Below are 25,925 nucleotides of genomic sequence, written 5' to 3'. Positions count from 1 at the left end.
CTGCTATACTTCGCGCCGTTTCCTGTTCTTTAACATCCTAGTTGGAAGATACCCATGCATCCGATGCTGACTATCGCCGTGCGCGCTGCGCGCAAGGCCGGTAACCTGATTGCCAAAAACTACGAAACCCCGGACGCTGTAGAAGCGAGCCAGAAAGGGACCAATGACTTCGTCACCAACGTCGATCGCGATGCAGAGCATCTGATCATCGACGTCATCCGCAAGTCTTATCCGCAACACAGTATCGTGAGCGAAGAACGCGGTGAGCTGATCGGCGAAGATCGCGATGTGCAATGGGTGATCGATCCACTGGATGGCACTGCAAACTTCATCAAACGTTTCCCTCATTTCTCCGTTTCCATCGCCGTACGCATCAAAGGCCGTACCGAAGTGGCCGTGGTTTACGATCCGATGCGCAACGAACTGTTCACCGCCACGCGCGGCCAGGGCGCACAGCTCAACGGTTACCGTCTGCGCGGCACCAACGCCAAAGATCTGGATGGCACCATCCTGGCGACCGGCTTCCCGTTTAAAGTCAAACAGCACGCCACGCCTTACATCAATATCGTCGGCAAGCTGTTCACCCAGTGCGCGGACTTCCGCCGCACCGGTTCCGCTGCGCTGGATCTGGCCTATGTCGCCGCCGGCCGCGTGGACGGTTTCTTCGAAATCGGCCTGAAGCCGTGGGACTTCGCCGCAGGCGAACTGCTGGTGCGTGAAGCTGGCGGCCTGGTCACCGACTTCGTCGGCGGCCACAATCACTTCAGCTCCGGCAACGTGGTCGCAGGCAACCCGCGCGTGGTGAAAGCCATGCTGGCCACCATGCGTGAAGAACTGAGCGAAGCGCTGAAGCGTTAATCGCCAGAAGCGAATCGAAAAAAAGCGCTGCCGATGCAGCGCTTTTTTTATGCCGGTTAGCGGGAGAAGGGGCGGATGCCGCCGCCGAATTCTGGCTGCGCGCTGACGTACAGCAACAGCCCGGCGGCCAACAGGATCAGACCGCCGGCCAGCGCCAGCGCCCCCCAGGCCACCGCGCTCCAGGCGGCGGGCGCGCGCGAACGGCTGAGGCGCACCGCCAGCCGGCGGCTGTAATGCACCAGCAGCGCCAGCATGGAGATGGTCAACGAGGTGCCGAACGCCATCGCCAGCGCGGAGATCACTCCCCAGCCGAACACGCCGATCACCTTGGAAAACAGCAACACCAAAATCGCTCCCGAACAGGGACGCATGCCCATCGCCAGCACGATGGCGGCCTGAGTGCGCCAATCGCTTCCCGCCTGCAGCTCGCTGTCGCTCGGCAGATGCCGGTGGCCGCAGCCGCAATTGGCGCTGTGCACATGATCCGCCGCCAGCGGCGTCAGGCTGTTGATGCGCAGCGCCGGCGCCGGGCGCATCGCCTTGATCGCCGCAAACAGGCGTTTCAGCGCGCGCCAACTCAGCAGCACGCCAAGCAGCATCACCAGGATAAAGCTGCCCTTCTCCAGCCAGAAACTGCTTTGATGCAGCTGGCGCGAAGAGAGCTGTAACACCACCAGCATCAACGTGACCAGCGCGATCGCCACCCCGCCCTGCACCAGCGAAGCGGCGAAGGTCAGCTTCAGGCTGCTTTTCAGCCGCGCCGGATGGGTGGCCAGATAGGTGGCGATCACCACTTTGCCGTGGCCGGGGCCGAGCGCATGCAAGACGCCATAGCCGAGGCTGAACAGCATCAGCGCCAGCCCGGCCTGCTGCGGCGCGGCCTTCACCTGCTGCAATAGCCCCGCCATCTGCTGGTGCAGCGCTTTTTGCCATACCACGCTCTGCATCAGCAGCTGCGGCCAATAGTGCCACGCCAGCAGCGCGGCGGCCGCCAGCGCCAGCGTAAACGGCAGCAGCGGCCACAGGCCGAAGGCCCAGTGGCGCCGGCTCGTCGTCGGTTGCGAGAGATTCAGCGACATTGCAGCGTCACCCGCTGGGCGAACTGCTGCCCCAGCGCCAGGTCTTCACCGGGCGAGTCGTTCTTGTCGAGCGACAGCGCATAGGCCTGCAGCGACGCATTCGGCTGGGGCGTCATCAGCTTGTAGCTGCACTGCTGCGCCATCTCCGGCGGCAAATGCAGCGCATTTTGATCTTTATAGGTCATATCCACGAAATAAGTCGGATCGTAAGTAGAAAGTTCGAACGGCTTGCCCGCCAGCGGCTGCGGTTCGGCCAACGGCAGCACGAACTCCAGCACCGCCTGGTTGCCCTGGCGCGACAGGTGATATTCGCTGGGCAAGTTCAGGTATTTCACCGGCTTGCCGTCGCGGTAAAGATCGGTGAAATAGTGCTGCCCCAGCACATTGGCCATCACTTCCGCCGCCAGCTTTTTCCATACTTCCGAATCGCTCTTGGCGTTTTTCGCATCGTAGAGCAGATCCGCCGAGGTGATTTCATCCATCACCCACACCATTTTCAGGCCGACCAGCCGCTGGTCCTTGGCGACAAAGGTGGTGTTCATGTCGATAAAGCTGTGTGGATGCGCGATCGCACCGGCGCTGAACACGGCGCCGAAAGCAGCCAAAAGACGACGTAACTTCATCATTATCCTGTCTTACCTGCATTTGTTATAACGTAACACAAATAACTGCCGAACGGCCCGCCTCTCCCGGCGATATTTGTGACGAAAGTTGTAAGCCGAAGTAAAAGCCGCGCTGTCATCCTGACGTTGCAAAGCCTTTTGCTATGCTTAGGCATAATCGCAACCTTTTATGCCGGAAGGTGATAATGAGCCTGGACACCTCTCCCGTGCCCGCGCTCTCCGGACAACAACGGCGCTGCCATCTGCTGCTGATGCTGTACACGCCGGAGCCCGAGTTACAACTGGAGACCCTAAGCCGAATCAACGGCGTCGCCCCCCCGATAACCCGGCAAGATATAGCCGAGGTAGCCAGTGAAATCCAGCGTTTCCATCACCTGGAGATCGCCGTCGATCCCGACCATGGCTACCAACTGCGGGGCAGCGCGCTTGACCAACGCCTGTGCCTGATCCATTGGCTGCGGCGGGCGCTGCGCTGCAGCCCGCTGTTTGTCGAAAGCCACTTCGCCCCGCGCCTGAGGCAAGCGCTGGCGGCCGATGCCGTCCCGACGTCTGCGCTGGCGGAGGCGATCGACGCCTGCGGGCCGCTGCTTAACCGCCACTTCGACGCGCGCGACCGCCAATTTCTGCAGCATTACCTGCTCTACTGCGCCTGGCAAAATCGCCTGCAGCAGCATCCGCGTTTCGACGCCGTTCAACGCGACTGGCTGCGGCAAAAGCCGGAGCAGCAAGCCGCCGCCTGGCTGCATCAGGCCTGCAACCGGCTGTTTAACCAGCCGCCGCAGGCAGACGAGCGCGATTTTTTGGCGCTGACCTTCACCCTGTTGAAAAATCACAGCTACCACAGCAATGACTCGGCGCAAGAGCAGCGGTTGATGACGGCGATCGACAGCATGGTCGAGCGTTTCCAGCAGCTTTCCGACATGGCCTTCAGCAACAAGGCGGAGCTGGTCAGCCAGCTGTTCGCCCACCTGGCGCCGGCGCTGGAGCGCTGCCGTTTCGCCATCGGCATCGACAATATGCTGCTGGAAGACGTGGTGCGCAAATACCCGCGGCTGATGCGCACCACGCAGGAAGCGCTGAAACCGCTGGAACAGGAGTACGGCGTGCATTTTTCCAACGAGGAGGCGGGCCTGGTGGCCATCAGCTTCGGCGCCTGGCTGATGCAGGACAACGCGCTGCAGGAAAAACAGGTGCTGTTGCTGACGCTGGACAACCCGCAGCTGGAAGAGGAGGTGGAATATCAGATCCGCGAGCTCACGCTGCTGCCGCTGAACATCAAGTATCTGCCGCTGAGCGACTATCTGCGCGGCGGAGCGCCGCAGGGCGTCACGCTGGTGATCACCCCCTACGCGGCGGTGCACAACGAGCCGCACCCGCCGCTGATCTATACCGAACTGCCGCTGGAAAACCGCCAGCGCCAGGCCATCCGCGCGCTGCTGGAAGCCCCTTAATCACCGGCTGACGCTGACCGCCGGCGGCCGGATGAACAAGGCCGGCACCGCGACCGCCGCCATCACCCAGAACACCCCGCCCTGCCAATGTTCGAACAGGAACCCGGCAATGACCGTCATGACGGCGATGCCGCCGCCCATCGCCAGCGCCGAATACACCGCCTGCAGTTGGATCACCTCTTGCCCCTGGCGCGCGGCGATAAAGCGCATCGCCGCCAGATGGCAGACGGTGAAGGTGCCGCAGTGCAGGATTTGGATCAGCAGCAGCCAACCCAGCTCGGTGCTGTAGGCCATCAGGCTCCAGCGCAACACGCCGCAACAGGCGGAAAGCAGCAGCAGGTTGCGCGCATTCCAGCGGCGGAACAGCACGTTGCTGCTGGCGAAAATAATCACTTCCGCCACCACGCCCAGCGACCACAGATAACCGATGGTCGAGGCCGAATAGCCCGCCTCCTGCCAGTAAATGGAGCCGAAGCTGTAGTAGCCGGCGTGCGCGCCCTGCAGCAGCGTGACGCACAGCAGGAAGCGCCACACCGGCCCCTCTTTCAGCAGCGCCCACAGCGAACGCTCGGCCCCGCCGTGCGTGCGCGCTTCGCCCTGCGGCATCACGCTCGGCTTCAGCAGCATGCCCAGCAGCATCGCCAGCACGCTGAGGATCAGGCTGTAGAGAATGGCGTTATGGCCCCACACCGCCACCAGTTGCCCGGTCAGCGCCGAGCCGATGACGAACGCCAGCGAGCCCCACAGCCGCACCCGGCCGTAGTCCATGCGGATCTGCTTTTGCCAGGTGGCGGCCAGCGCGTCGGTCAGCGGCACCAGCGGCGAGAAGAACAGGTTGAACCCCGCTATCACCAGCATCAGCCAGCCCCAACCGTTGCCGAAACAGAAGCCAACCGCGAAAGCCAGGGTCAGCAGCGCCAGCAGGCGCAGGGCGGCGACCAGATGAGAGGGATCTTTAACGCGGGGAGCAATCAGTAAACTGCCGAGGAAGCGGGCCACCAAACCGGCGCCGAGCAATATGCCGATGGTTTCGGGCGCGATGCCCTCGCCTTTCAGCCACACGCCCCAGAACGGTAAGAAAATGCCGTAGGAAAAAAAGTAGGTGAAATAACTGAGCGCGAGCCAACGCGTGGATTGCAGAACCATGATCCCTCCGGTGTGAGGGCAATACTTTGACAGAGCTCACACCGGCCCGCAATCTTCATTCCACTTCAATGCGTTAGAGTGCCAGACAGCTCACAGTTTGCCGCAAGCGGCCATAAAAAAACCCGCCGCAGCGGGTTTTGTCAGGCGAAAGCGGGATTAGGCGTAAACCGGCAGGCGGGCGCAGATATCCAGCACTTTCTTCTTGGTGCGTTCGATGGTGGCTTCATCGTTGATGTTGTCCAGCACATCACAGATCCAACCGGCCAGTTCGCGCACGTCGGCTTCTTTGAAGCCGCGACGGGTGACGGCCGGGGTGCCGATACGCACGCCGGAGGTAACGAACGGGCTCTTCGGATCGTTCGGCACGCTGTTTTTGTTGACGGTGATGTTGGCGCGGCCCAGGGCGGCGTCAGCTTCTTTACCGGTCAGGTTTTTGTCGACCAGATCCAGCAGGAACAGGTGGTTATGGGTGCCGCCGGAGACCACTTTGTAGCCGCGCTGCAGGAACACTTCCACCATCGCCTTGGCGTTGACCGCCACTTGCTGCTGGTAAACCTTGAACTCAGGCTCCATCGCTTCTTTCAGCGCCACCGCCTTGCCGGCGATCACGTGCATCAGCGGGCCGCCCTGGCCGCCAGGGAACACGGCGGAGTTCAGCTTCTTGTACAGCTCTTCGTCGCCGCCCTTCGCCAGGATCAGGCCGCCGCGCGGGCCCGCCAGGGTTTTGTGGGTGGTGGTGGTGACGATGTGCGCGTGCGGCACCGGGTTCGGGTACACGCCGGCGGCGATCAGGCCAGCCACGTGCGCCATGTCGACGAACAGGTAAGCGCCGATGCTGTCGGCGATTTCGCGCATTTTGGCCCAGTCAACCACGCCAGAGTAGGCGGAGAAGCCGCCGATGATCATTTTCGGCTTGTGGGTTTGCGCCTGTTTGGCCAGATCGTCATAGTCGATTTGACCTTTGTCGTCGATGCCGTAAGGCACCACGTTATACAGTTTGCCGGACAGGTTAACCGGGGAACCGTGGGTCAGGTGGCCGCCGTGCGCCAGGTTCATGCCCAGAATGGTGTCGCCCGGCTGCAGCAGCGCGGTGTAAACGGCGAAGTTAGCCTGGGAGCCGGAGTGCGGCTGCACGTTGGCGTAATCGGCGCCGAACAACTCTTTGGCGCGGTCGATAGCCAACTGCTCAACGATATCCACGTATTCGCAGCCGCCGTAGTAACGCTTGCCCGGATAGCCTTCAGCGTATTTGTTGGTCAGCTGGGAACCCTGAGCCTGCATTACGCGCGGGCTGGTGTAGTTCTCAGACGCGATCAGCTCGATGTGCTCTTCCTGACGCACCACTTCCTGCTCCATGGCACGCCACAGTTCCGCATCGTAATCGGCAATGTTCATTTCACGCTTTAACATCCGGCATCTCCTGACTTAAATCAGCTAACTAAAAAATCACCAAATAACTACCCGTTTGGGTTCTGGGTCACAGTGTAAACCGTTTCGCCCTACCGAAGATAGGTCTTGACAGAGGTTTTTACGCAAACGATTGGCTTAAGGCGGCGCAAGGCTTTGATCCGCGAAACGCTCCCGTTTATCAACGGACATTTCCTCATGCGAACAATGCGCTTTTTTCATGTTCTGTGAGCGCGATCGACGCCCGAAGAACACCGCAACGAAAACAAGGGTATTTACAAGCGGCGCGGAACCCAATAAGATGCATTTAAAATACATCATTACAATTGTCGTCAAGATCCCAACCCAAGGAGCGCCCCCATGCTGGATAGCCAAACCATCGCCACCGTGAAATCCACCATTCCCCTGCTGGCAGCAACCGGGCCGAAGCTGACCGCCCACTTTTACGATCGCATGTTCGCCCACAATCCGGAATTGAAAGACATTTTCAATATGAGCAATCAGCGCAACGGCGATCAGCGTCAGGCGCTGTTCGACGCCATCTGCGCCTATGCCGCCAACATCGAGAACCTTGCGGCGCTGCTGCCGGCGGTGGAGCGTATCGCGCAGAAGCACACCAGCTTCAATATCCAGCCGGAGCAGTACCAAATCGTCGGCGGTCACCTGCTGGCGACGCTGGACGAAATGTTCAGCCCGGGCCAGGAAGTCTTGGACGCCTGGGGCAAAGCCTACGGCGTGCTGGCCAACGTATTTATCCAGCGTGAAGAGCAGATTTATCAGCAGAGCGAAACCGACAACGGCGGCTGGCGCGATCTGCGCGCATTCCGCATCCTGAAGAAACAGCCGCAGAGCGACGTGATCTGCAGCTTCGTGCTGGCACCGGTGGACGGCGGCCGGGTGGCGGACTTCAAACCGGGGCAATACCTGGCGGTTTACATCAAGCACGACAGCCTGGAGCATCAGGAAATTCGCCAGTACTCGCTGACCACCTCGCCGAACGGCGAGTTCTACCGCATCGCGGTGAAGCGTGAAAATCAGGGTAAAGTGTCCAACTACCTGCACCAGCAGGCGCAGGAAGGCGACGTGATCTACATCGCCCCGCCGCACGGCGACTTCTTCCTCGACGTGACGCCGACTACGCCGGTGGCGCTGATCTCCGCCGGCGTTGGCCAAACCCCAATGCTCGGCATGCTCAACACCCTGCACGACAGCCAACATCAGGCGCAGGTCTACTGGCTGCACGCGGCGGAAAACGGCAGCGTGCACGCCTTTGCCGATGAAGTGGCGGATATTGCCGGGCGCATGCCGAATCTGAGCCGCCATGTGTGGTACCGCGAGCCGGGTGCCGATGACGTGGAAGGCCGCGACTACCACAGCCGCGGATTGATGGATTTGAGCGCGCTGCAAGGCAGCCTGGCCGATCCGCAGATGCACTATTACTTCTGCGGCCCGGTGGCCTTCATGCAGTTCGTGGGCAAACAGCTGCTGGAGATGGGGGTAGAGGCCGAGCGCATCCACTACGAATGCTTCGGCCCGCATAAAGTGCTGTAATGCGTGCGGAGCGCGGCCGTCAGACCGCGCTCCCTCTTCATTTCGCCTGCAGTTGGCGCGCGTCCTGGACCTGCTGTACCGTCACCGGCGCCGCCTGGTTGCCCCAGCTTCCCCGCAGATAGCTCATCAGATCCGCCGCTTGACGATCGTTCAACGCCCAGCCGTAAGCCGGCATGTCGAACGCCATCGCCTGCTGCGTGATCGGCGTATGCGCCCCTTCCAGCACCACCCGCAGCGCGGTCAGCGGATTGTCCGCCGTTACCGTGGCGTTGCCCGCCAGCGCCGGAATGGCGAAGTCGGTGCCTTCACCTTTATTGCCGTGGCAGGTCGAGCAGTACATCGCATAGGTCGCCTTGCCGCCCGAATTATCCGCCTGCACGACAGGCGCAGCGGCTTTGGCGGCGGTGTCCGGCGCCAGGCTGCGCAGGTACACCGCGATGGCGTTCAGATCGCCGTCGCTGAGGTACTGCGTGCTGTGGGTCACCACATCGCTCATCGGCCCGGCGACCGCCGCATGGCGGCTGCGGCCGGTCTTCAGCAGCGCCGTCACCTCTTCCGGCGGCAGCCCGCGCAGATTGGAGGCGTACCAGCCGTCCAGCTCGGCGCCGCTCAGGAACACCGGTTCCTTGCCGTCCAGCCCCTTCTCCTGCATCGCCCAGCCGCGCGGCGTATGGCAGCTGCCGCAGTGGCCCGCGCCCTGCACCAGATAAGCGCCGCGGTTCCACTCGGCGCTTTGCTGCGGATCCGCCTGATACGGCTGGTCGTCGTGGAACAGCTGATTCCACACCGCCAGCGGCCAGCGTATCGACAGCGGCCAGCTGATGTCGCTGTCCCGGTTGGCGACGTTCTGCGCCGGCACCTCATTCATCAGATAGTCATACAGCGCGCGCATGTCTTCCGCGCTCATTTTGGCGTACGAGGTGTACGGCATCGCCGGGTAGAGCCGGTGGCCGTCTTTGGCCACCCCCTGACGCATGGCGCGATCGAACTCCTCGAACGAATAGGCGCCGATGCCGTGCAGCTTGTCCGGTGTGATGTTGGTGGCGTAGATAGCCCCGAGCGGCGTCGGAAACTTCATGCCGCCCGCCAATTCTGCGCCGCCCGGCGCGGTATGGCAGGCGGTGCAGTCACCGGCTTTGGCGACGTATTCCCCGGCCGACATCGCCTGGGCAGAACCGCCGGCGGCCAGCAGGCTCAACAGGTACAGCGAGCGCAGACTCATGCTCCCTCCTTGGCGGCAATCTTGCCGTAGGCCAGTTCATTCACCGCACGCCACGCCTGATCGATCGCCGAGTTGGCGTACGGGCTCCAGTCGGCATCGGAGTTGGCGATAGCGATCTTGCCGATCGGCTGCCGCGCCGTTTCGATGATTTTCTTGGCTTCGTCTTCGTCATCAAACAGCCCGTTAAGGAAGTAGGAGTAACCGTGTGACCAGCGGTTGACAGTGATCGCCTGAATGTCGCGCTGATGATCGAAACCGGCCTCGCCCAGCATGCCCTGCAGCTGTTCGCGGATCATCTGTTCGTGCACTTCGAACGGCGTGCCCAGCAGCAGCGCGCGCCCTTTGCGCGACTGTTCGCGCGTGCTGAGGCCGCTGCCCGGCAGCGTCGGCACATACACCATATGCAGGCCGATCGGCCGATCCGGATCGCGCGGGTGCTGATACCCGCCCATGCTCACCGGATAGTCCAGCTTCACGCGGCTGTACGGCGCGGCCGGCGAATAGACCTCGTGCACGCCCAGCTTGATGAACGGCTGCCAGTTGCGGATCACCACCTTGCTGTACACCAGGGGCGCCTTGACGTTCTGCTTCAGCGCCTCCTGCTGCTCGTGCGCCATCTCCGGCACCAGATACGGGATCATCATGTTGTAGCCGGCCATCACCACCTGTCCGGCGCGCACTTTGGTCATCTTCTCGCCGGTCATGTAGGTGACTTCCACCTTGTCGCCGACGTTGGCCGCGTGCAGCCCGGTGCTGTTCAAACGCAGCTTCACCGGCGATTCCGGCCGATCGAGCTGGCTGTAGTCGAATTTAGCCAGCACCACGTCGTTCATGTCCTTGCCGGCCGGCGCCACCGCCGGGATCAGTTGGCGCACCATCAGGCGCGCCAGCGTGGCGTTGCCGTCCGGGAAGTGGAACACGTAAGGATCGTCGAGATCCGCCTGCGACTCTTCGTCCAGCGGCGGCAGATTCATGCCGTTCAGGCCCGGCAGATCGCAAATGCGCGCATCGCTGCACGACGTGCCGTCGATGCCCACCGCCTGGAAATCGTTGGTGGTCTGCTGGAAATAACGGATCGCCAGTTCGCTCAGGCCCACCTTCTCGCGCAGGAACTGGGTGTAGCTGTGGCTGTCGAGCCAGTCGACCTTCTGCTCCAGCGTCATCTCCGGCAGATAGTCTTTCTCCACCGTGTGCAGCGCGATCAGCGCCTGGCGATCGCTTTCCGGCAGCGGGAAATCGCCGATGAACGCTTCATAAGAGCGGCCGTTGAGGCGATCGCGCGGAATGTCGTCCGCCACCGTGCGGCCCGGATCGCCGCTCACCACCTTGTCGACGCCGAAGTTCTTGCGATCGAAGTAAACCCCGCGGCTCAAATTCAAATCCGGGTAGAAGGTGGTGTCGAAAGCCTGCTCCAGTTGGTCGATATCGACGCCGAGCTTGCGCAGCAGCCCCATCGCCACCGGGCTGAAGTTGGAGCGCGGCGACTGCAGCGATTCGCTGCCGCCGTAGCCGAGCAGCATGCCGTCGTCGCTGTTGAACTCGTTGCGCTTGGCGTGGCCGCCGAAGTCGTCGTGGTTGTCGATCAAAAGAATGCGCTGCTGGTCGCCTTTCAGCTGCTGCCAGAAACAGGCGGCCGCCAGCCCGCTGATGCCGGCGCCCACCACCACCAGATCGAACTCTTCAACGGCGGGCACGCTGCCGAAATCAAAGGTTTTGCCGTCGCGCCCCAGCTGGTGCGCATGCTCGAACGAGCCCGGATGATTGCCCCGCAGCCCGGTCAGCGCCGGCGGATAGTACAGGGTTTGATTGGCGGTTTGCGGCGACGCGCGCAAGATTTGCAGCGGCGTCAACCCGGCGGCGATGGTGATCGCCACTCCGTTGAGAAAATCGCGTCTGGTGATACCCATATAGGCTTCCTTTCAATTTTTATTATCATCAGCCGGCCGGAGCCGGCTCGAAGGCCGCGCTATTGTGCGGATAATTACTGTAAAATCAATGTTTGAACATGACATGACGAATGGCCGTGTAATCCTCCAGCCCGTACATCGACATATCCTTGCCGTAGCCGGACAATTTCTGGCCGCCGTGCGGCATTTCGCTCACCAGCATGAAGTGGGTGTTCACCCAGGTGCAGCCGTATTGCAGGCGGGCGCTTAAGCGATGCGCGCGGCCCACGTCGCGGGTCCACACGGACGACGCCAGGCCGTAGTTGGATTCGTTCGCCCAGGCCAGCACCTGCTCTTCGTCGTCGAACGGCGTCACCGTCACCACCGGGCCGAACACTTCGCGCTGCACGATCTCATCGTCCTGGCGCGCGCCGGCCAGCAGCGTCGGCTGGAAATAGTAGCCCGGCCCCTTCAGCTTCTCGCCGCCGGTCACCACCTGCACGTGCGGCAACGCTTTGGCTCGCTCGACAAAACCGGCCACCCGCTCCAGATGCTGGGCGGTAATCAACGGCCCCAGCTCGGTGCTCTCGTCGTCCGGCGCGCCGATCTTCAGGCTGGCCACCGCCTCGCCCAGCCGCTTGACCAGCTCGGGATAAATGTTTTTCTGCGCGTAGATGCGGCAGGCGGCGGTGCAATCCTGCCCGGCGTTGTAGAAACCGAAGCCGCGAATGCCGTCCACCACCTGCTGCAGATCGGCGTCGTCAAACACCAGCACCGGCGCCTTGCCGCCCAGCTCCATATGGGTGCGCTTAATGCCGGCGGCGGTGTGGGCGATGATGTGCTCGCCGGTGGCGATCGAGCCGGTCAGCGACACCATGCGCACCTTGTCATGCCCGGTCAGCCGATCGCCCACGCTGGCGCCGCGCCCGAACAGTACGTTGAGCACGCCCGGCGGGAACAGCCCGGCGGCCAGTTCGGCCAGTTTGAAGGTGGTCAGCGGCGTCTGCTCCGACGGCTTGATCACCACGCAGTTGCCCGCCGCCAGCGCCGGCGCCAGTTTCCAGGCCGCCATCATCAGCGGGTAGTTCCACGGCGCGATCGAGGCCACCACGCCGAGCGGATCGCGGCGGATCATCGAGGTATGCCCGGCCAGATACTCGCCGGCGGCCATGCCGGTCAGGCAGCGGCTGGCCCCGGCGAAGAAGCGAAACACGTCGGCCACCGCCGGCAGTTCGTCATTCAATACGCAGTGATAAGGCTTGCCGCAGTTGAGCGACTCCAGCCTGGCGAAGGTCTCGGCATGCTCGTCGATCAGATCCGCCAGCTTGAGCAGATGCTCGGCGCGCTCCTTCGGCGTGGTTTGCCCCCAGGCGGCGAACGCGGCGTCCGCCGCCAGCACCGCGCGATCGACCTGCTCCGGGCTGGCCTCCGCCACCTGCGCGATCACTTCGCCGGTCGCCGGGTTATACACCGGCTGGGTCGCGCCCTGGCCATTCACCAGTTGGCCGTCAATCAACAGTTGGCTTTGCATAGGGTTATCCTTTTATCAGAGGTCGGGTAAGGAAATTATTTGCCGCTGCCGGCGACGCTTTCTCCACCTTTGGTCAGGTAGTAAGCGCCGAGGATCGGCAGCATGGTCAACAGCATCACCGACAGCGCCACCACGTTGGTGATCGGCACGTCGCGCGGGCGACCGAGCTGGTTCAGCAGCCACAGCGGCAGCGTGCGCTCGTGGCCGGCGGTAAAGGTGGTCACGATGATTTCATCGAACGACAGCGCAAACGCCAGCATGCCGCCGGCCAGCAGCGCCGAGCCGAGATTTGGCAGGATCACATAGCGGAAGGTTTGCCAGCCGTCGGCGCCGAGATCCATCGACGCTTCGATCAGGCTGTACGAGGTGCGGCGGAATCGGGCGATGACGTTGTTGAACACGATCACCACGCAGAACGTCGCATGGCCGACGACGATGGTCAGGATGTCCGGCTCGATGTTCAGCGCCTTGAACGCCGCCAGCAGCGCCAAGCCGGTGACGATCCCCGGCAGCGCGATCGGCAGCAGCAACAGCAGCGAAATGCTGTCTTTGCCGAAGAAATCGCGCCGATACAGCGCCGCCGCCGCCAGGGTGCCGAGCACCAGCGCGATGGCGGTCGCCAGGCAGGCGATCTGCGCCGACAGCAGCACCGCATCGATAATGTCCTGCCGCCCGGCGGCGACATTGAACCAGTGCAGCGTGAAGCCCTTCGGCGGGAAGCTGAAGGCCGCGTCCTCGGTGTTGAAGGCGTAGATGGCGATGATCGCCAACGGGAAATGCAGGAAGACAAGTCCGCCCCAGGCGGCCAGCTTCAGCCCTAAGGGCGCGCGTTCAGAGTGCATCGAAAGCCCCCAGACGTTTGACGATGGAAAGATAGATGGCGATCAGGACGATCGGCACCAGCGTAAAGGCCGCGGCCATCGGCATATTGCCGATCGCGCCCTGCTGGGCGTACACCATGCTGCCGATGAAATAGCCCGGCGGCCCCACCAGCTGCGGCACGATAAAGTCGCCCAGCGTCAGCGAGAAGGTGAAGATCGATCCGGCGGCGATGCCCGGCACCGCCAGCGGCAAAATGACGTGGCGGAAGGTCTGCGCCGGCCGGGCGCCCAGATCCGCCGAAGCGTGCAGCAGCGAGGGCGGCAGGCGCTCCAGCGCCGCCTGGATAGGCAGGATCATGAACGGCAGCCAGATATAGACGAACACCAGAAAACGCCCCAGCCCCGAGGTCGACAGCGTGTTGCCGCCGACGCCGGGCACCGTCAGCAGCGAAGCCAACAGCGGCTCCAGCCCCAGGTGCTGCAGGAACCACTGCGCCACGCCGTCTTTCGCCAGCAGCAAAGTCCAGGCATAGGCTTTGACGATATAGCTGGCCCACATCGGCATCATCACGGCGATGTAAAAGAACGCCTTGACGCGGCCGCTGGTGTAACGCGCCATGTAATAGGCGATCGGGAACGCCAGCGCCGCGCTGGCCAGCGACACCAGCACCGCCATGGTCAGCGTGCGCAGGATGATGTCGTAGTTGGCCGGGTTGAACAGCGCCGCCAGGTTGGCGAAGGTCAGATCCGGCGTCACCGCCATGGTGAAATCGTCGAAGGTGTAAAACCCTTGCCACAGCAGCGTCAGCAGCGAACCGAGGTACACCGCGCCGAACCACAGCAGCGGCGGCACCAGCAGTAACAGCAGATACAGCGTCGGCCGGCGATAGAGCCAGGTCGACAGCGCGCGCACGGTACCGCCGCGCGCCGGGGGGGAATCGATGCTCATGTCCATCTCACCTCTCCTCCAGCAGCGGCACCATCGCCGCGCGCGGCCAGCAGGCGACGATCGGCTGGCCGATCTGCCGCTGTTGCCCTTCGGCGATCCACTGCGGATTGGCCTGGCTGACCAGCAGCTTTTCGCCGCCGTTCAGCGCGATTTCATAGCGTGTGGCCGCGCCCTGGTAATGGATTTCCTGCAGCGTGCCCTGCACCTGGATCTCGTCCTGCGCCGCGCCGCCTTGCTCCAGCAGGCGGATATGTTCCGGCCGGATCGAGAAGGTTCGGCTTTCGCCGAGCAGGCGCTGCGCCAGCTCGCTGCGCACCACGTTGGAGGTGCCGACGAACTCGGCGACGAACGGCGTCTTCGGCCGCATGTAAAGCTCGCGCGGCGTATCCACCTGTTCGATACGGCCGTTATTGAACACCGCCACCCGATCGGACATCGACAGCGCTTCGCTTTGATCGTGGGTGACGAAGATAAAGGTGATGCCCAGCTGGCGCTGCAGCTTCTTCAGCTCGCCCTGCATCTGCTCGCGCAGCTTGAGATCCAGCGCGCCGAGCGGTTCGTCCAGCAGCAGCACCCGCGGCCGATTGACCAGCGCGCGCGCCAGCGCCACGCGCTGCCGCTGGCCGCCAGACAGGTGCGCCGGCTTGCGTTCGGCGACGAAACCGAGCGCCACGCTCTCCAGCGCCTCTTGCGCCCGCGCCAGCCGCTCGCGTTTGGCGACGCCCTTCACCATCAGGCCGTAGGCGACGTTTTCCAGCACCGACATGTGCGGAAACAGCGCGTAATCCTGAAACACGGTGTTCACGTCGCGCTGGTACGGCGGCAGGTTGGCGGCTTCCTGGCCGTGGATGCGAATCGAGCCGGAAGTGAGTTGTTCAAAGCCGGCGATCAGGCGCAGGCAGGTGGTTTTGCCCGAGCCGGACGGCCCGAGCATGGAGAAGAATTCCCCGTCCTGAATGTCGATGGATACCCGATCCACGGCGCGAACATCGCCGAAAGTCCGCGAAACATCGATGAATTGCACGGCAATGGTCATTTTCTGTGCTCCATTCTGATGTAATTCGGGCGCAGCGGGCTGCGCCCCGCGGCTTAGCGGCCGCCCATGATGGCGATGTAATCCTGGGTCCAGCGGCTGTATGGCACAAACTTGCCGCCCTGCGCCTGCGGCGTTTTCCAGAAGGCGATTTTATCGAACTGGTTAAAGCCGTTGGTTTCGCAGCCCTTCTCACCCAGCAGCGTGCTGGCCTTGCAGCCAGCCGGCGAAGACGGCACCGACCCGAACCAGGCCGCCACATCACCCTGCACCTTCGGCTCCAGCGACCAGTTCATCCACTGGTAGGCGCAGCTCGGGTGTTTGGCGTCGCTGTGCAACATGGTGGTATCCGCCCAGCCGGTCACGCCCTCTTTCGGGAACACGGTGGCGATCGGCTGCCCCTCGCCCTTCAGGGCGTTGGCCTGATACGGCCAGGCGCTGGAGGCCACCACGCCTTCGTTTTTAAAGTCGCTCATCTGCACCGAGGTGTCGTGCCAGTAGCGGTGGATCAGCGCGTGCTGGCTGCGCAGCAGCTTCAGCGCCGCCTGATACTGCTCTTCGTTGAGCTGGTAAGGATCGCTGATGCCGAGCTGCGGCTGGGTGGCTTTCAGGAACAGCGCCGCGTCGGCGATGTAGATCGGGCCGTCGTAAGCCTGCACCCGCCCCTGGTTGCTCTTGCCGTCCGGCAGGTTCTGCTGCTGGAAGATCACCGCCCAGCTGTCCGGCGGCGTCGGGAAGGTTTTGGTGTTGTACATCAGCAGGTTCGGCCCCCACTGGTACGGCGTGCCGTAGGTTTTGCCGTCCACGGTGTACCAGGCGCCGTTCAACAGGCGCGGATCGATGTTCTTCCAGTTCGGGATCAGCGCGGTATTGATCGGCTGCACCCGCTTGCCGAAGATCAGGCGCAGCGAGGCGTCGCCGGAGGCGGTCACCAGATCGTAGCCGCCCTTGGCCATCAGGCTGACCATTTCATCGGAGGTGGCGGCGGTCTTCACGTTCACCGCGCAGCCGGTTTGCTTCTCAAACTGGGTGACCCAGTCGTAGTTTTTGTCGGACTGGCCGCGTTCGATGTAGCCGGGCCAGGCGATGATGTCCAGCCGGCCTTCGCCTTTGCCCAGCGACTGCGGCAGGTCGGCCGCCTGGGCCAGGCCACACAGCACGGTGAGACAGAGCGCGGAGACGGTGGTGGTGACTGCGGTAGTTTTTGCCATCGTAATTACCCCTGTGTTGCTTATCGGTATGCGGCAGGGAACGGCTGCCGCCTGATTTTTCTTGATATAACCGTTAGAAGCCGGCTTTGAACTTCGCCATTACGTGCCTGACAACGCTGTAATCCTGCAGCGAATCGCTGGACAGATCCTTGCCGTAGCCGGAGCGTTTCAGGCCGCCGTGCGGCATTTCGCTCGCCAAGGTGAAATGGGTGTTGATCCAGGTGCTGCCGTACTGCAGATGAGCGGCGATGTGCAGCGCCCGATCGATATTTTGCGTCCACACCGACGAGGCCAGGCCGTATTCCGAGTCGTTGGCCCACGCGACCGCCTGCTCCAGGTGTTCGAAGCGCGTGACGCTGACCACCGGGCCAAACACCTCGCGCTGCACGATCTCGTCGCTTTGCAGGCAGCCCGCCAGCAGGGTCGGCTGATAGTAGAATCCCGGCCCGGAGTGCGCCGCGGCGCCGGTGATCAATTCGATATGCGGTTGGCTGAGCGCCCGCTCGACAAAGCTGGCGACGCGATCGCGCTGGCGGCTGCTGATCAAGGGGCCGATCTCGTTGTCCTGATCGCGCTTGCGGGCGAAACGCAGGCTGGCGACCGCTTCGCCCAGCGCGTCCACCAGTTTGGGATAGATGCCCGCCTGCGCGTAGATGCGGCAGGCGGCGGTGCAGTCCTGGCCGGCGTTGTAATAGCCGTAGGTGCGAATGCCGTTGACCACCTCGTCGAGATCGGCGTCGTCGCAGACGATCACCGGCGCTTTGCCCCCCAGCTCCAGATGAGTGCGCTTGACGCTTTTGGCCGCCGCCTGGAGAATTTTTTGCCCGGTGACGATATCGCCGGTGACCGACACCAGCCGCACCTGCGGGTGCCCCACCAGCTGGCTGCCGACCCCTTCCCCGCCGCCGTAGACGATATTCAGCACGCCCGGCGGCAGGATCTCCTGCAGCGCCGGCACCAGCGCCAAAATGGTCAGCGGCGTGTGCTCGGACGGTTTGAACACCACGGTATTGCCCGCCGCCAACGCCGGCGCAATCTTCCACGCCGCCATCATCAGCGGATAGTTCCAGGGGGCGATCGAGGCCACCACGCCGATCGGATCGCGGCGGATCATCGAGGTGTGGCCCGGCACATACTCACCGGCCAGTTGCCCTTGCTGCGTACGCACCGCGCCGGCGAAGAAGCGGAACACGTCGACCGCCGCCGGCAGATCGTCATTGAGCGCCTGATGCAGCGGTTTGCCGCAGTTGAGGGCTTCCAGCTGCGCCAGCTGCGGCGCCTGCCGCTCGATGGCGTCGGCGATGCGCAGCAACAGCGTGGCACGCTGGGCCGGCGTAGTGCGCGACCAATGGCCAAACGCCTGCTGCGCGGCTTTCACCGCGCTGCCGACCTGCGCCGAAGAGGCTTCGGTAAGGGCGATCAGCGTCTCGCCGTTGGCCGGATTGACGATGCACTCCTGCTGGCCTTCGCCGTCGATAAGCTGACCGTTAATGAACTGCTGACAGGACAAACCTGAGAGAACCTGCACATCCGCCATCGCCTGACGCCCCTAAGTGACAAAAACGTTAACCAAATGTGAATAAGTTAGTTTTAATCAGCCTAAGCGAGCCTCTGGCGGGCAACAAATTCTAAATACTGAACGACGCGTTCGATTAAATCGAATGCTTAAGCCCGGCGGCGTGTTTGCTGCCGTTCTCGCGCGCGATGGTGAGGAACGGCGTCACCAGCTCCGGCCGCGCGCTGCCGCGCCGCCATGCCAACCCGATGTCCAGCGGCTCCAGCAAATCGTCCAGCTTGCGCGCCTCGATCATGTTGCCCTCCAGCGACCAGGCGCGGTACGCCATGTCCGGTTGGATGGAGACGCCCATCCCCGCCGCCACCAGGCTGCGCACCGCCTCGGTCGAGGCGGTCTTCATGGCGATCTCCGGCTTCAGCCCGGCGCGCGCCCAGATGCGCCGCGCGTGCACGTCCATTTCATCGGCGTTGAGCTGGATCAGCGGCTGTTTGGCCACGTCCGCCAGGCTGATGCTCTCGTGCTCCAGCAGCGGGTGCAGCGGCGGCAGCCACAGACGATACGGCGAGTGCATCAGCACCTCGGTCTGCAACGCGTCGCGGTCTTCGATATTCGACAAGATCAGCACGCCGATATCGATCTCGCCGCTGACCAGCAGATGCTCGATGTACGGACGTTCGTCTTCAACCACCTGCACGGTGACGTTGGGATAAGCCGATTTAAAGCGCGTGAGCAACTCCACCAGGAAGTAACCGGCCACCAGGCTGGTGACGCCGATGGTCAGCTTGCCGGTCAGGCTTTCGGTGCCGATCTGCAGGCTGCGCTTGGCGTTGTCCACCGTCGCCAGGATCAGATACGACTGGCGCAAAAATTGGTGCCCCTGATGGGTCAGCGTCATGCCCTTGGCGTGGCGATCGAACAGCCGCACGCCGATCTCGGTTTCCAGCTGCTGGATCGCCAGCGTCAGTGAAGACTGGGAAACAAACACCGCCTGGGCGCCGGCGGAGATCGACCCGGTTTCCGCCACGGCGATGAAGTGGCGGATTTGGCGTAATGTCATCATCCCCATCGCCTTTCAAGCCGCTGCGTTGTTGTCTGCGTTCGCTTACCCCAGTCACTTACTTGAGTAAGCTCCTGGGGATGCACGCCCTTGCCGCCTAGCCGCAACTTGAAATTCATTGGGGATCACCTTAATCAAAATAGTTACGTTGATTGTAGTTCTCGCGAGAGAAGCGATCGGGAAAAGTATCAAAAACGCGATAGCGTTCGCTTTTTTAGAATGCCGACAGGCAAAAATGGGGGGAACAATGAGGCGAAGAAGTGCGATGTGCGGGGGACTGAAATGACAAGGGCGCAGCACGCTGCGCCCTGATGGCCGATGATCCTGCGGAGGCTCAGATCGCTTCTTCGTCCTGCTCGCCGGTACGGATGCGCACCACGCGCGCCACGTCGAAGACGAAGATTTTGCCGTCGCCGATCTTGCCGGTCTGCGCCGTCTGCATGATGGTTTCCACGCAGGTGTCGACGATGTCGTCGGCAACCACAATCTCGATCTTCACCTTAGGCAGAAAGTCGACCATGTATTCGGCGCCGCGGTACAGCTCGGTGTGGCCCTTCTGGCGGCCGAAGCCTTTCACTTCGGTGACCGTCATGCCGGTGATGCCCACTTCGGCCAGCGCTTCGCGGACGTCATCCAGTTTGAACGGCTTGATAATCGCGTCGATCTTTTTCATCTTCTTTCCTTTTACCAATTTTTGCGGCCAAAACCGGATGTGATGGGGTAGCGGCGGTCTTTGCCGAAGTTACGGGCGGTGATGCGCGGCCCGACGGCGGCCTGACGCCGCTTGTATTCGTTGATGTCCACCAGGCGGATCACCTTACGCACGATCGCTTCGTCGAACCCTTCGGCCACCAGATCGGCGACCGACTTGTCGCGCTCAACGTAGCCTTCCAGGATCGCATCCAGGATATCGTACGGCGGCAGGCTGTCCTGATCGACCTGATCCGGCGCCAGCTCGGCGGACGGCGGACGATCGATCACCCGCTGCGGGATCACGTAGGAGACGGTGTTACGGTATTCGGACAGCTTGAACACCAGCGTTTTCGGCACGTCTTTCAACACGTCGAAACCGCCGGCCATATCGCCGTACAGCGTGGCGTAACCGACCGCCATTTCGCTCTTGTTGCCGGTGGTCAGCACGATGCTGCGGCGTTTGTTGGACAGCGCCATCAGCACCACCCCGCGGCAACGCGCCTGCAGGTTTTCTTCGGTGGTGTCGCGCTCGGTGCCGGCGAACATCGGCGACAGCTGGCCCATAAAGGCGTCGAACATCGGTTCGATGGAGACGATATCGAACTCCACGCCGAGGATTTCCGCCTCTTCCTTGGCGTCGGCGATGCTGATATCCGCGGTGTAGCGGAATGGCATCATCAGCGCCTGCACCTTGTCTTTGCCCAACGCATCCACGGCGATCGCCAGCGTCAGCGCCGAGTCGATGCCGCCGGACAGCCCCAGCACCGCGCCTTTAAAGCCGTTTTTGGTCACGTAGTCGCGCACCGCCAGCACCAGCGCCTGATACACCTGCGCCAGCTGCGGCAGTTCGGCGGCCGGATCGGCCATCGGCACCACATCCAGCTCGTTGAATTCCAGGCGGGTCACCTGCTCGTCGAAAGCCGCCAGACGGTGGGTCATGGTGCCGGCGGCGTCGAAGACCTTGGAGCAGCCGTCGAAGATCAGCTCATCCTGGCCGCCGACCTGGTTGAGGTACACCAGCGGCAGCTGGGTGCGCTGGCAGTGGCCGGCCATCAGCGTTTTGCGGATATACGGTTTTTCGCGGTTATACGGCGAGGCGTTGATCGACAGGATAATCTCCGCGCCGGCCGCCTTGGCGGCGTCGATCGGCTCAGGGAACCACAGATCTTCGCAAATCAGCAGCCCCAGACGGTAGCCCTTCAGCGCCACCACGCAGGTGTCGTTGCCGGCGTGGAAATAGCGCTTCTCATCGAACACGCCGTAGTTCGGCAGCTGCTGCTTGAAGTAGCGGGTCAGCAGGCGGCCTTCGGCGAACAGCGACAGCGCGTTATACAGCTTGTCGCCTTCGCGCCACGGGTGGCCGACCAGGATCGCCGTCTCGGCGGAAGCCTGCTGCAGGCGCAGCAGCTGTGCATCACAGCGCTCATAGAAATCATTGCGATACAGCAGATCTTCCGGCGGGTAGCCGGACAGCGCCAGTTCGCTGAACATGACCAGATCGGCTCCCGCCTTCTGCTGCTCCTGCACGATTTGCAACATGCGTTCGGTGTTGCCTTCAATGTCGCCGACCAGCAGGTTCAGCTGGGCCAGGGCGATGGAAAGTGATCTGCTCATTTGTGTACGATCCCGCTTAATACGTTCCATGGTGCTCTACGCCGGGGCGCGCCGCGGCAAAGAGAACGGAGTGTAAATCATTCCGCCGGATTTGTTGAGAACCTGCGTGGCAGGCGCCGGCGGGAAACTGTCATTCTTTAAAATCGTTGGCGTCCAGCTCGTGGCGCGACAGCAATTTGTAAAACTCGGTGCGGTTGCGGCCCGCCATGCGCGCGGCCTGGGTCACGTTGCCCTTGGTGATCTGCAGCAGCTTGCGCAGGTAATGCAACTCGAACTGGTTGCGCGCTTCGGCGAAAGTCGGCAGTGCGGTGTTTTCCCCTTCCAGCGCCTGCTCCACCAACGCTTCGCTAATCACCGGCGCCGAGGTCAGCGCCACGCACTGCTCGATGACGTTGACCAGCTGACGCACGTTGCCCGGCCAACTGGCGGTCATCAGCCGCTTCATGGCGTCGGTCGAGAAGCTGCGCACGAACGGCTTGTGCCGCTGCGCCGCTTCGCGCAACAGGTGATTGGCCAGCAGCGGGATATCTTCGGCGCGCTCGTTGAGTGCCGGGATCTTCAGGTTCACCACGTTGAGGCGGTAGTAGAGATCCTCGCGAAACTCGTTCTTCGCCATCGCCTTTTGCAGATCGCGGTGGGTGGCGGAGATGATGCGCACGTCAATGTCCAGATCGCGATTGCTGCCGAGCGGCCGCACCTTGCGTTCCTGCAGCACGCGCAGCAGCTTCACCTGCAGCGACAGCGGCATATCGCCGATCTCGTCGAGGAACAGCGTGCCGCCCGCCGCCGCCTGGAACAGCCCTTCGCGGCTGCTGACCGCGCCGGTGAAGGCGCCCTTGGCGTGGCCGAACAGTTCGGACTCCAGCAGTTGCTCCGGCAGCGCGCCGCAGTTGATGGCGATGAACGCCTTGCTGGCGCGCGGGCTGGCCGCGTGGATCGCCTGCGCCACCACCTCTTTACCGGTGCCGCTCTGGCCGTTGATCAACACGCTGACGTCTGACTGGGCCACCATTTTCACCTGCTCCAGCAGGCGCAGCATCAACGGGCTGCGGGTAACGATGTCTTCCCGCCAGGCATCGTCGCCGGCCGGGCTGGCCGACAGCGCGAGCGCCTCGTCGATGGCCTTGTACAGCGCATCGCGATCCACCGGTTTGGTGAGAAAGCTGAACACCCCCTGCTGGGTGGCGGCCACCGCATCGGGAATCGAACCGTGCGCGGTGAGAATGATCACCGGCATGCCCGGCTGATGTTTTTGGATCTCGGCGAACAGCGCCATGCCGTCCATCTCATCCATGCGCAGATCGCTGATCACCAGATCGATCTGTTCGCGCGCCAGCAGGCGCAGCGCTTCCTGGCCGCTTTCGGCGGTGGTGACGTGAAAACCTTCGCTGGTCAGGCGCATGCCCAGCAGCTTCAGCAGGCTGGGATCGTCGTCAACCAATAACAGGTTGGCCGGTTTGCGTGCGGTCATTGCGCGTGGGACTCCTTATTGGCGGGATGCGGCGTATAGGTGTCTTCCGGTTCAACCGGCAGCGCAGTGCCCTTTTCCGGTTCGTCCTGCGGCTCAGCCCCTTTGGCGGCCGCGCCGCTTTTACCGGCGGCGTCGCCCTTTTGCGAGCCCGCGCCGCTGTCCGGGATTTCCCCTTGCAGCTGCTTGCGCGATGAGAGCTGGCGCTCGATATCGGTCAGGTTTTCCAGCTTGCGCGAGGTGTCCTGCAGCTGCGACTGCAGGCGCGCCTGATTCTGGCGCAGCGAATCGATCTGGCTGTCGCTGCTCTCCTGCAGATGCTGATAGCGCGCTTTCTCATCGAACAACGTGATCTGCAGCATCTGCTGCTGGCGCCACAGCTGCGTCAACGGACGCAGCGAACCGGGGAACTCCATCCGGTAACTGTTGATCCTGTCGAGCATCTGGCGACGTTCGCCGGAGGTCGGCTGTGCGCTCCCCAGCAGGATGCTCTGTTTGAAAACGCCGGACCAGCTGTCACCCGGCACCGTTTTCGCCAGCGCACGCGCCTGGGTCGAGCCGATGCGATCGGCGCAGTCCATCGCGCGCAGCCAGTAGAGCGCGTTATCCAGCGCATCCTTGTCGTCCAACTGCCACAGGGTATCGCAAGCCGCGGTGCGGTAATCGATCACCTTGGTATCCGGGATCGCCTCTTGCTGCTGAGCGCTCAGGCCGCCGCTGACGGCGCGATCGACGCAGCCCGCCAGCAACAGCGGCATAAAGAAAACGGCGCCCAACCAGCTGATCGGGCGTTTGCCGAGCGGCGCTCTGTGCGTGGCACGCGGTGAACGTTCGGTCTGTGAAAGACGAAGGCGCTTAGACCATGTGTACATTATTTATTCATTCTCGGCGGTTAACGGCAGTTCAATGCGGAAGCAGACGTCTGCACCGGCGACCGTCGCCAGTTGCAGCTCACCGCGCATGCGACGGATACAGTCCTGAGCGATGCTCAACCCCAGTCCGCTTCCTTTTACCGCCCCTTTTCGCTGGTGACTACCCTGGAAAAAAGGCTCGAAAATCATGGCTCTTTCAGCCTCGGGGATCGGCGTGCCGGTATTGGCGACGTCGATTTGCACCCGTTGTCCAACCTGACGGCTGCGGATCCAAATGTTACCGGATTCCTTGCCGTAGTGCACCGCATTGGAGTAGAGATTATCCAGCACGCGCATTAATAGCGTAGGCTCTGCCCAGCAGATTTCCGCCTCCAGCGCGATTTCGGTGGAAATCATCTTCGCCCGCGCCGGCAAACTGTGCGCGGCGACCACCAAATCGACCATCTCGCGCAGCTCGACGTTCTCGTGTTCCGCCGGGCCATCGGCCAGTTTGCGGTTGTAATCCAGCAGCTGTTCAATCAGCTGCTGCAGGTGGCGACTGCTGTTGTCAAGGATCGCCACCACCTCTTTCTGATCGGAAGTCAGCGGCCCCGCCACCTCGTCGGCCAGCAGCTCGGTGCCTTCGCGCATGCTGGCCAGCGGCGTTTTCAACTCGTGCGAGATATGGCGCAAAAATTCGTGGCGCTGCGATTCCAGCCACGCCAACCGCTCGCTCAGCCAAATGATACGCTGCGCCAGCGAACGCAGCTCGCGCGGCCCTTTGAACGATGCGGTGCTGCCCAGCGCACGCCCCTCCCCCAAGCGGTTGATCATCCGTTCCACGGCCTTGACCGGCCCGATGATCATGCGGGTAAACAGCACCACCAGCAGCACGCTGACCAGGAACAACAGCAGCGCCTGCCAGCCGAAGAACTGGCCGCGCTCGGCGATGGCTTGCTGCAGTTGCTGGCCGCGCGAGAACACCACCGCACGCGTGGCCTGCACCATTTCGGCGTTGGAACGGGAGAACGATTCGAGCAAGGCCGAAGCCTCTTGGTCCGGCCCGCTGTTATGGCATTTGATCGCCGCCAGCTGGGTCAGCAACTGACGCAGCGTTTGGTAGTAGCGCTCGTCCGGCAGAATCGGCGCATGGGCGTCCAGCATCTGCGAATACTGTTTGCGCTGGTTCTGGTACAGCTTCTGCAGCGTAGGATCGACCAGCACGCAGTACTGACGATAGCTGCGCTCCATCTCCAGCGCCACGCTGGTCATCGCCTCGCTGCGCCGCGCGTCCACCAGCGTGGTGCGGTTAATGTCCGCCGCCTGCGCGCTGAGGTGATCCAGGCTCTGGTAGGCTTGATAGGCCAGCACCAACAGCGGTAGCAGCACCAACAGGAAGGCCAGCAGCACCAATTGCCGCAGCGAACGGGGGAATAAACGCCATTTTTTCAACGAAATCATCTCATTCTCTCAGCTCTGTCACGATGCTAACTGACTCGCCGGAAAGAGAAAAGCCCGGCAGGGGAGAATCCTGAACGCACAAGGAAAAAGCGGCAGAATCGGCGAACCGCGCCCATAGGCCTGGCCTGCCGACGGCATGCGGCCCCGGTAACATCAACCGGTGCGAAAACGAGCGTGTGGGGATAGCGTCTGCGTTCGAGGACATAGGCAACGAAAGGGGCATAAGCGCAGCGTTGAGAATTGACATCGGGGCAAGAAACTTGCCCCAACGCAAGGAAAGTGTGGATGCCCTTAAACCTCGTCCCCAGGGTGATGTAGCACAGCGGCTGGCATCGAACAGGACGAATAGCATCCGTAAGTATCCAGGATTGATGAACCCTTCATCACAGTTGGATACAGGCGGTGCCTCACTCCACGTGTCGCCCGATGCTTGATAAAGCCGCTTGCACGGTCTGTTATCGGTTTGGTTGGACGATAGGCACCATTTCTTTGGCATC

Annotated in this window: 21 protein-coding genes; 3 read left to right on the top strand and 18 right to left on the bottom strand. The window is 62.5% G+C overall.

All coding sequences use genetic code 11. The features are described from left to right. Window positions 1-54 precede the first annotated feature (54 nt). Window positions 55-858, top strand: coding sequence for an inositol-1-monophosphatase (suhB, locus tag ACJ8PL_RS21765; protein WP_004941400.1), 804 nt, complete (start codon window positions 55-57; stop codon window positions 856-858). Window positions 859-914: 56 nt separating this feature from the next. Here suhB and ACJ8PL_RS21760 read toward each other — a convergent pair whose 3' ends face one another. Together ACJ8PL_RS21760 and ACJ8PL_RS21755 are read right to left on the bottom strand one after the other, a co-directional pair. Further along, window positions 915-1,937, bottom strand: coding sequence for a nickel/cobalt transporter (locus ACJ8PL_RS21760; protein ID WP_016929766.1), 1,023 nt, complete (start codon window positions 1,935-1,937; stop codon window positions 915-917). After that, a complete protein-coding gene (locus ACJ8PL_RS21755) occupies window positions 1,928-2,563 on the bottom strand; it encodes a DUF1007 family protein (RefSeq protein ID WP_028127507.1) in 636 nt (211 codons plus the stop codon). The genes ACJ8PL_RS21760 and ACJ8PL_RS21755 overlap by 10 nt, the downstream gene beginning before the upstream one ends. Before the next feature lie 182 nt (window positions 2,564-2,745). Between ACJ8PL_RS21755 and csiE the strand changes: the two genes are divergently transcribed. Then, window positions 2,746-4,011 (top strand): stationary phase inducible protein CsiE, encoded by a 1,266-nt coding sequence (gene csiE, locus ACJ8PL_RS21750; protein ID WP_284065683.1) that lies wholly within the window; start codon window positions 2,746-2,748, stop codon window positions 4,009-4,011. On the opposite strand, the gene ACJ8PL_RS21745 is transcribed toward csiE, so the two are convergent. Both ACJ8PL_RS21745 and glyA read right to left on the bottom strand, forming a co-directional pair. Next, a complete protein-coding gene (locus ACJ8PL_RS21745) occupies window positions 4,012-5,157 on the bottom strand; it encodes a 3-phenylpropionate MFS transporter (RefSeq protein ID WP_016929769.1) in 1,146 nt (381 codons plus the stop codon). A gap of 156 nt (window positions 5,158-5,313) precedes the next feature. Next, the gene (gene glyA / locus ACJ8PL_RS21740) at window positions 5,314-6,567 is read right to left on the bottom strand and encodes a serine hydroxymethyltransferase (protein WP_004941389.1); all 1,254 of its coding nucleotides are present in this window, start codon (window positions 6,565-6,567) and stop codon (window positions 5,314-5,316) included. A gap of 357 nt (window positions 6,568-6,924) precedes the next feature. Between glyA and hmpA the strand changes: the two genes are divergently transcribed. Continuing rightward, window positions 6,925-8,115 carry an NO-inducible flavohemoprotein gene (hmpA, locus tag ACJ8PL_RS21735; protein WP_442531381.1) on the top strand — a complete coding sequence of 397 codons (1,191 nt, stop codon included), beginning with the start codon at window positions 6,925-6,927 and terminating at the stop codon, window positions 8,113-8,115. A gap of 37 nt (window positions 8,116-8,152) precedes the next feature. Here the strand turns inward: hmpA and ACJ8PL_RS21730 are convergent, their stop codons facing one another. The 14 genes from ACJ8PL_RS21730 to ACJ8PL_RS21665 all read right to left on the bottom strand — a co-directional run bounded on the left by ACJ8PL_RS21730 (window position 8,153) and on the right by ACJ8PL_RS21665 (window position 25,428). Then, window positions 8,153-9,337, bottom strand: coding sequence for a c-type cytochrome (locus ACJ8PL_RS21730; RefSeq protein WP_442531380.1), 1,185 nt, complete (start codon window positions 9,335-9,337; stop codon window positions 8,153-8,155). Next, on the bottom strand, window positions 9,334-11,244 hold the full coding sequence (locus tag ACJ8PL_RS21725) for an NAD(P)-binding protein (RefSeq protein WP_442531379.1): 1,911 nt from the start codon (window positions 11,242-11,244) through the stop codon (window positions 9,334-9,336). The genes ACJ8PL_RS21730 and ACJ8PL_RS21725 overlap by 4 nt, the downstream gene beginning before the upstream one ends. An 85-nt stretch (window positions 11,245-11,329) precedes the next feature. Continuing rightward, complete coding sequence (gene patD, locus ACJ8PL_RS21720; protein WP_016929773.1) at window positions 11,330-12,754, bottom strand: aminobutyraldehyde dehydrogenase; 1,425 nt, start codon at window positions 12,752-12,754, stop codon at window positions 11,330-11,332. 35 nt (window positions 12,755-12,789) lie between these two features. After that, entirely contained in the window at window positions 12,790-13,596 is an 807-nt protein-coding gene (locus tag ACJ8PL_RS21715) for an ABC transporter permease (RefSeq protein WP_442531378.1), read from the bottom strand. Beyond that, window positions 13,586-14,530: an ABC transporter permease gene (locus ACJ8PL_RS21710; RefSeq protein ID WP_016929775.1), complete on the bottom strand. Its 945-nt coding sequence runs from the start codon at window positions 14,528-14,530 to the stop codon at window positions 13,586-13,588. The genes ACJ8PL_RS21715 and ACJ8PL_RS21710 overlap by 11 nt, the downstream gene beginning before the upstream one ends. A gap of 1 nt (window position 14,531) precedes the next feature. Beyond that, the gene (locus ACJ8PL_RS21705; protein WP_015378790.1) at window positions 14,532-15,560 is read right to left on the bottom strand and encodes an ABC transporter ATP-binding protein; all 1,029 of its coding nucleotides are present in this window, start codon (window positions 15,558-15,560) and stop codon (window positions 14,532-14,534) included. A gap of 53 nt (window positions 15,561-15,613) precedes the next feature. Further along, a complete protein-coding gene (gene ydcS / locus ACJ8PL_RS21700; RefSeq protein ID WP_442531377.1) occupies window positions 15,614-16,768 on the bottom strand; it encodes a putative ABC transporter substrate-binding protein YdcS in 1,155 nt (384 codons plus the stop codon). A 73-nt stretch (window positions 16,769-16,841) separates the two neighbouring features. Next, complete coding sequence (locus ACJ8PL_RS21695) at window positions 16,842-18,305, bottom strand: gamma-aminobutyraldehyde dehydrogenase (RefSeq protein ID WP_016929778.1); 1,464 nt, start codon at window positions 18,303-18,305, stop codon at window positions 16,842-16,844. A 115-nt stretch (window positions 18,306-18,420) separates the two neighbouring features. Next, window positions 18,421-19,344 carry a LysR substrate-binding domain-containing protein gene (locus ACJ8PL_RS21690; protein ID WP_015378793.1) on the bottom strand — a complete coding sequence of 308 codons (924 nt, stop codon included), beginning with the start codon at window positions 19,342-19,344 and terminating at the stop codon, window positions 18,421-18,423. Window positions 19,345-19,675: 331 nt separating this feature from the next. Continuing rightward, window positions 19,676-20,014 (bottom strand): nitrogen regulatory protein P-II, encoded by a 339-nt coding sequence (gene glnB, locus ACJ8PL_RS21685; protein ID WP_004847623.1) that lies wholly within the window; start codon window positions 20,012-20,014, stop codon window positions 19,676-19,678. An 11-nt stretch (window positions 20,015-20,025) separates the two neighbouring features. Beyond that, window positions 20,026-21,648, bottom strand: a complete 1,623-nt coding sequence (locus ACJ8PL_RS21680; RefSeq protein ID WP_016929779.1) for an NAD+ synthase — start codon at window positions 21,646-21,648, stop codon at window positions 20,026-20,028. 130 nt (window positions 21,649-21,778) lie between these two features. Further along, window positions 21,779-23,119, bottom strand: coding sequence for a two-component system response regulator GlrR (gene glrR, locus ACJ8PL_RS21675; RefSeq protein ID WP_004941361.1), 1,341 nt, complete (start codon window positions 23,117-23,119; stop codon window positions 21,779-21,781). Then, window positions 23,116-23,988: a two-component system QseEF-associated lipoprotein QseG gene (gene qseG / locus ACJ8PL_RS21670; RefSeq protein ID WP_318670137.1), complete on the bottom strand. Its 873-nt coding sequence runs from the start codon at window positions 23,986-23,988 to the stop codon at window positions 23,116-23,118. Before qseG ends, glrR begins: the two co-directional genes overlap by 4 nt. Before the next feature lie 3 nt (window positions 23,989-23,991). Continuing rightward, window positions 23,992-25,428, bottom strand: coding sequence for a sensor histidine kinase (locus ACJ8PL_RS21665; protein WP_004941357.1), 1,437 nt, complete (start codon window positions 25,426-25,428; stop codon window positions 23,992-23,994). Between the last annotated feature and the right edge of the window lie 497 nt (window positions 25,429-25,925).

This window comes from Serratia sp. CY83965, assembly GCF_052166375.1.
Taxonomy (GTDB): Bacteria; Pseudomonadota; Gammaproteobacteria; order Enterobacterales; family Enterobacteriaceae; genus Serratia; species Serratia marcescens.
Note: the sequence above shows the minus strand (reverse complement) of the source record. Positions and strands in the feature narration are given on the sequence as shown.

Excerpts from the sequence above, each read along its gene's own strand:
- suhB (WP_004941400.1), top strand. The coding sequence starts at position 55 with ATGCATCCGATGCTGACTATCGCCGTGCGCGCTGCGCGCAAGGCCGGT.
- ACJ8PL_RS21760 (WP_016929766.1), bottom strand. The coding sequence starts at position 1,937 with ATGTCGCTGAATCTCTCGCAACCGACGACGAGCCGGCGCCACTGGGCC.
- ACJ8PL_RS21755 (WP_028127507.1), bottom strand. The coding sequence starts at position 2,563 with ATGATGAAGTTACGTCGTCTTTTGGCTGCTTTCGGCGCCGTGTTCAGC.
- csiE (WP_284065683.1), top strand. The coding sequence starts at position 2,746 with ATGAGCCTGGACACCTCTCCCGTGCCCGCGCTCTCCGGACAACAACGG.
- ACJ8PL_RS21745 (WP_016929769.1), bottom strand. The coding sequence starts at position 5,157 with ATGGTTCTGCAATCCACGCGTTGGCTCGCGCTCAGTTATTTCACCTAC.
- glyA (WP_004941389.1), bottom strand. The coding sequence starts at position 6,567 with ATGTTAAAGCGTGAAATGAACATTGCCGATTACGATGCGGAACTGTGG.
- hmpA (WP_442531381.1), top strand. The coding sequence starts at position 6,925 with ATGCTGGATAGCCAAACCATCGCCACCGTGAAATCCACCATTCCCCTG.
- ACJ8PL_RS21730 (WP_442531380.1), bottom strand. The coding sequence starts at position 9,337 with ATGAGTCTGCGCTCGCTGTACCTGTTGAGCCTGCTGGCCGCCGGCGGT.
- ACJ8PL_RS21725 (WP_442531379.1), bottom strand. The coding sequence starts at position 11,244 with ATGGGTATCACCAGACGCGATTTTCTCAACGGAGTGGCGATCACCATC.
- patD (WP_016929773.1), bottom strand. The coding sequence starts at position 12,754 with ATGCAAAGCCAACTGTTGATTGACGGCCAACTGGTGAATGGCCAGGGC.
- ACJ8PL_RS21715 (WP_442531378.1), bottom strand. The coding sequence starts at position 13,596 with ATGCACTCTGAACGCGCGCCCTTAGGGCTGAAGCTGGCCGCCTGGGGC.
- ACJ8PL_RS21710 (WP_016929775.1), bottom strand. The coding sequence starts at position 14,530 with ATGGACATGAGCATCGATTCCCCCCCGGCGCGCGGCGGTACCGTGCGC.
- ACJ8PL_RS21705 (WP_015378790.1), bottom strand. The coding sequence starts at position 15,560 with ATGACCATTGCCGTGCAATTCATCGATGTTTCGCGGACTTTCGGCGAT.
- ydcS (WP_442531377.1), bottom strand. The coding sequence starts at position 16,768 with ATGGCAAAAACTACCGCAGTCACCACCACCGTCTCCGCGCTCTGTCTC.
- ACJ8PL_RS21695 (WP_016929778.1), bottom strand. The coding sequence starts at position 18,305 with ATGGCGGATGTGCAGGTTCTCTCAGGTTTGTCCTGTCAGCAGTTCATT.
- ACJ8PL_RS21690 (WP_015378793.1), bottom strand. The coding sequence starts at position 19,344 with ATGATGACATTACGCCAAATCCGCCACTTCATCGCCGTGGCGGAAACC.
- glnB (WP_004847623.1), bottom strand. The coding sequence starts at position 20,014 with ATGAAAAAGATCGACGCGATTATCAAGCCGTTCAAACTGGATGACGTC.
- ACJ8PL_RS21680 (WP_016929779.1), bottom strand. The coding sequence starts at position 21,648 with ATGAGCAGATCACTTTCCATCGCCCTGGCCCAGCTGAACCTGCTGGTC.
- glrR (WP_004941361.1), bottom strand. The coding sequence starts at position 23,119 with ATGACCGCACGCAAACCGGCCAACCTGTTATTGGTTGACGACGATCCC.
- qseG (WP_318670137.1), bottom strand. The coding sequence starts at position 23,988 with ATGTACACATGGTCTAAGCGCCTTCGTCTTTCACAGACCGAACGTTCA.
- ACJ8PL_RS21665 (WP_004941357.1), bottom strand. The coding sequence starts at position 25,428 with ATGATTTCGTTGAAAAAATGGCGTTTATTCCCCCGTTCGCTGCGGCAA.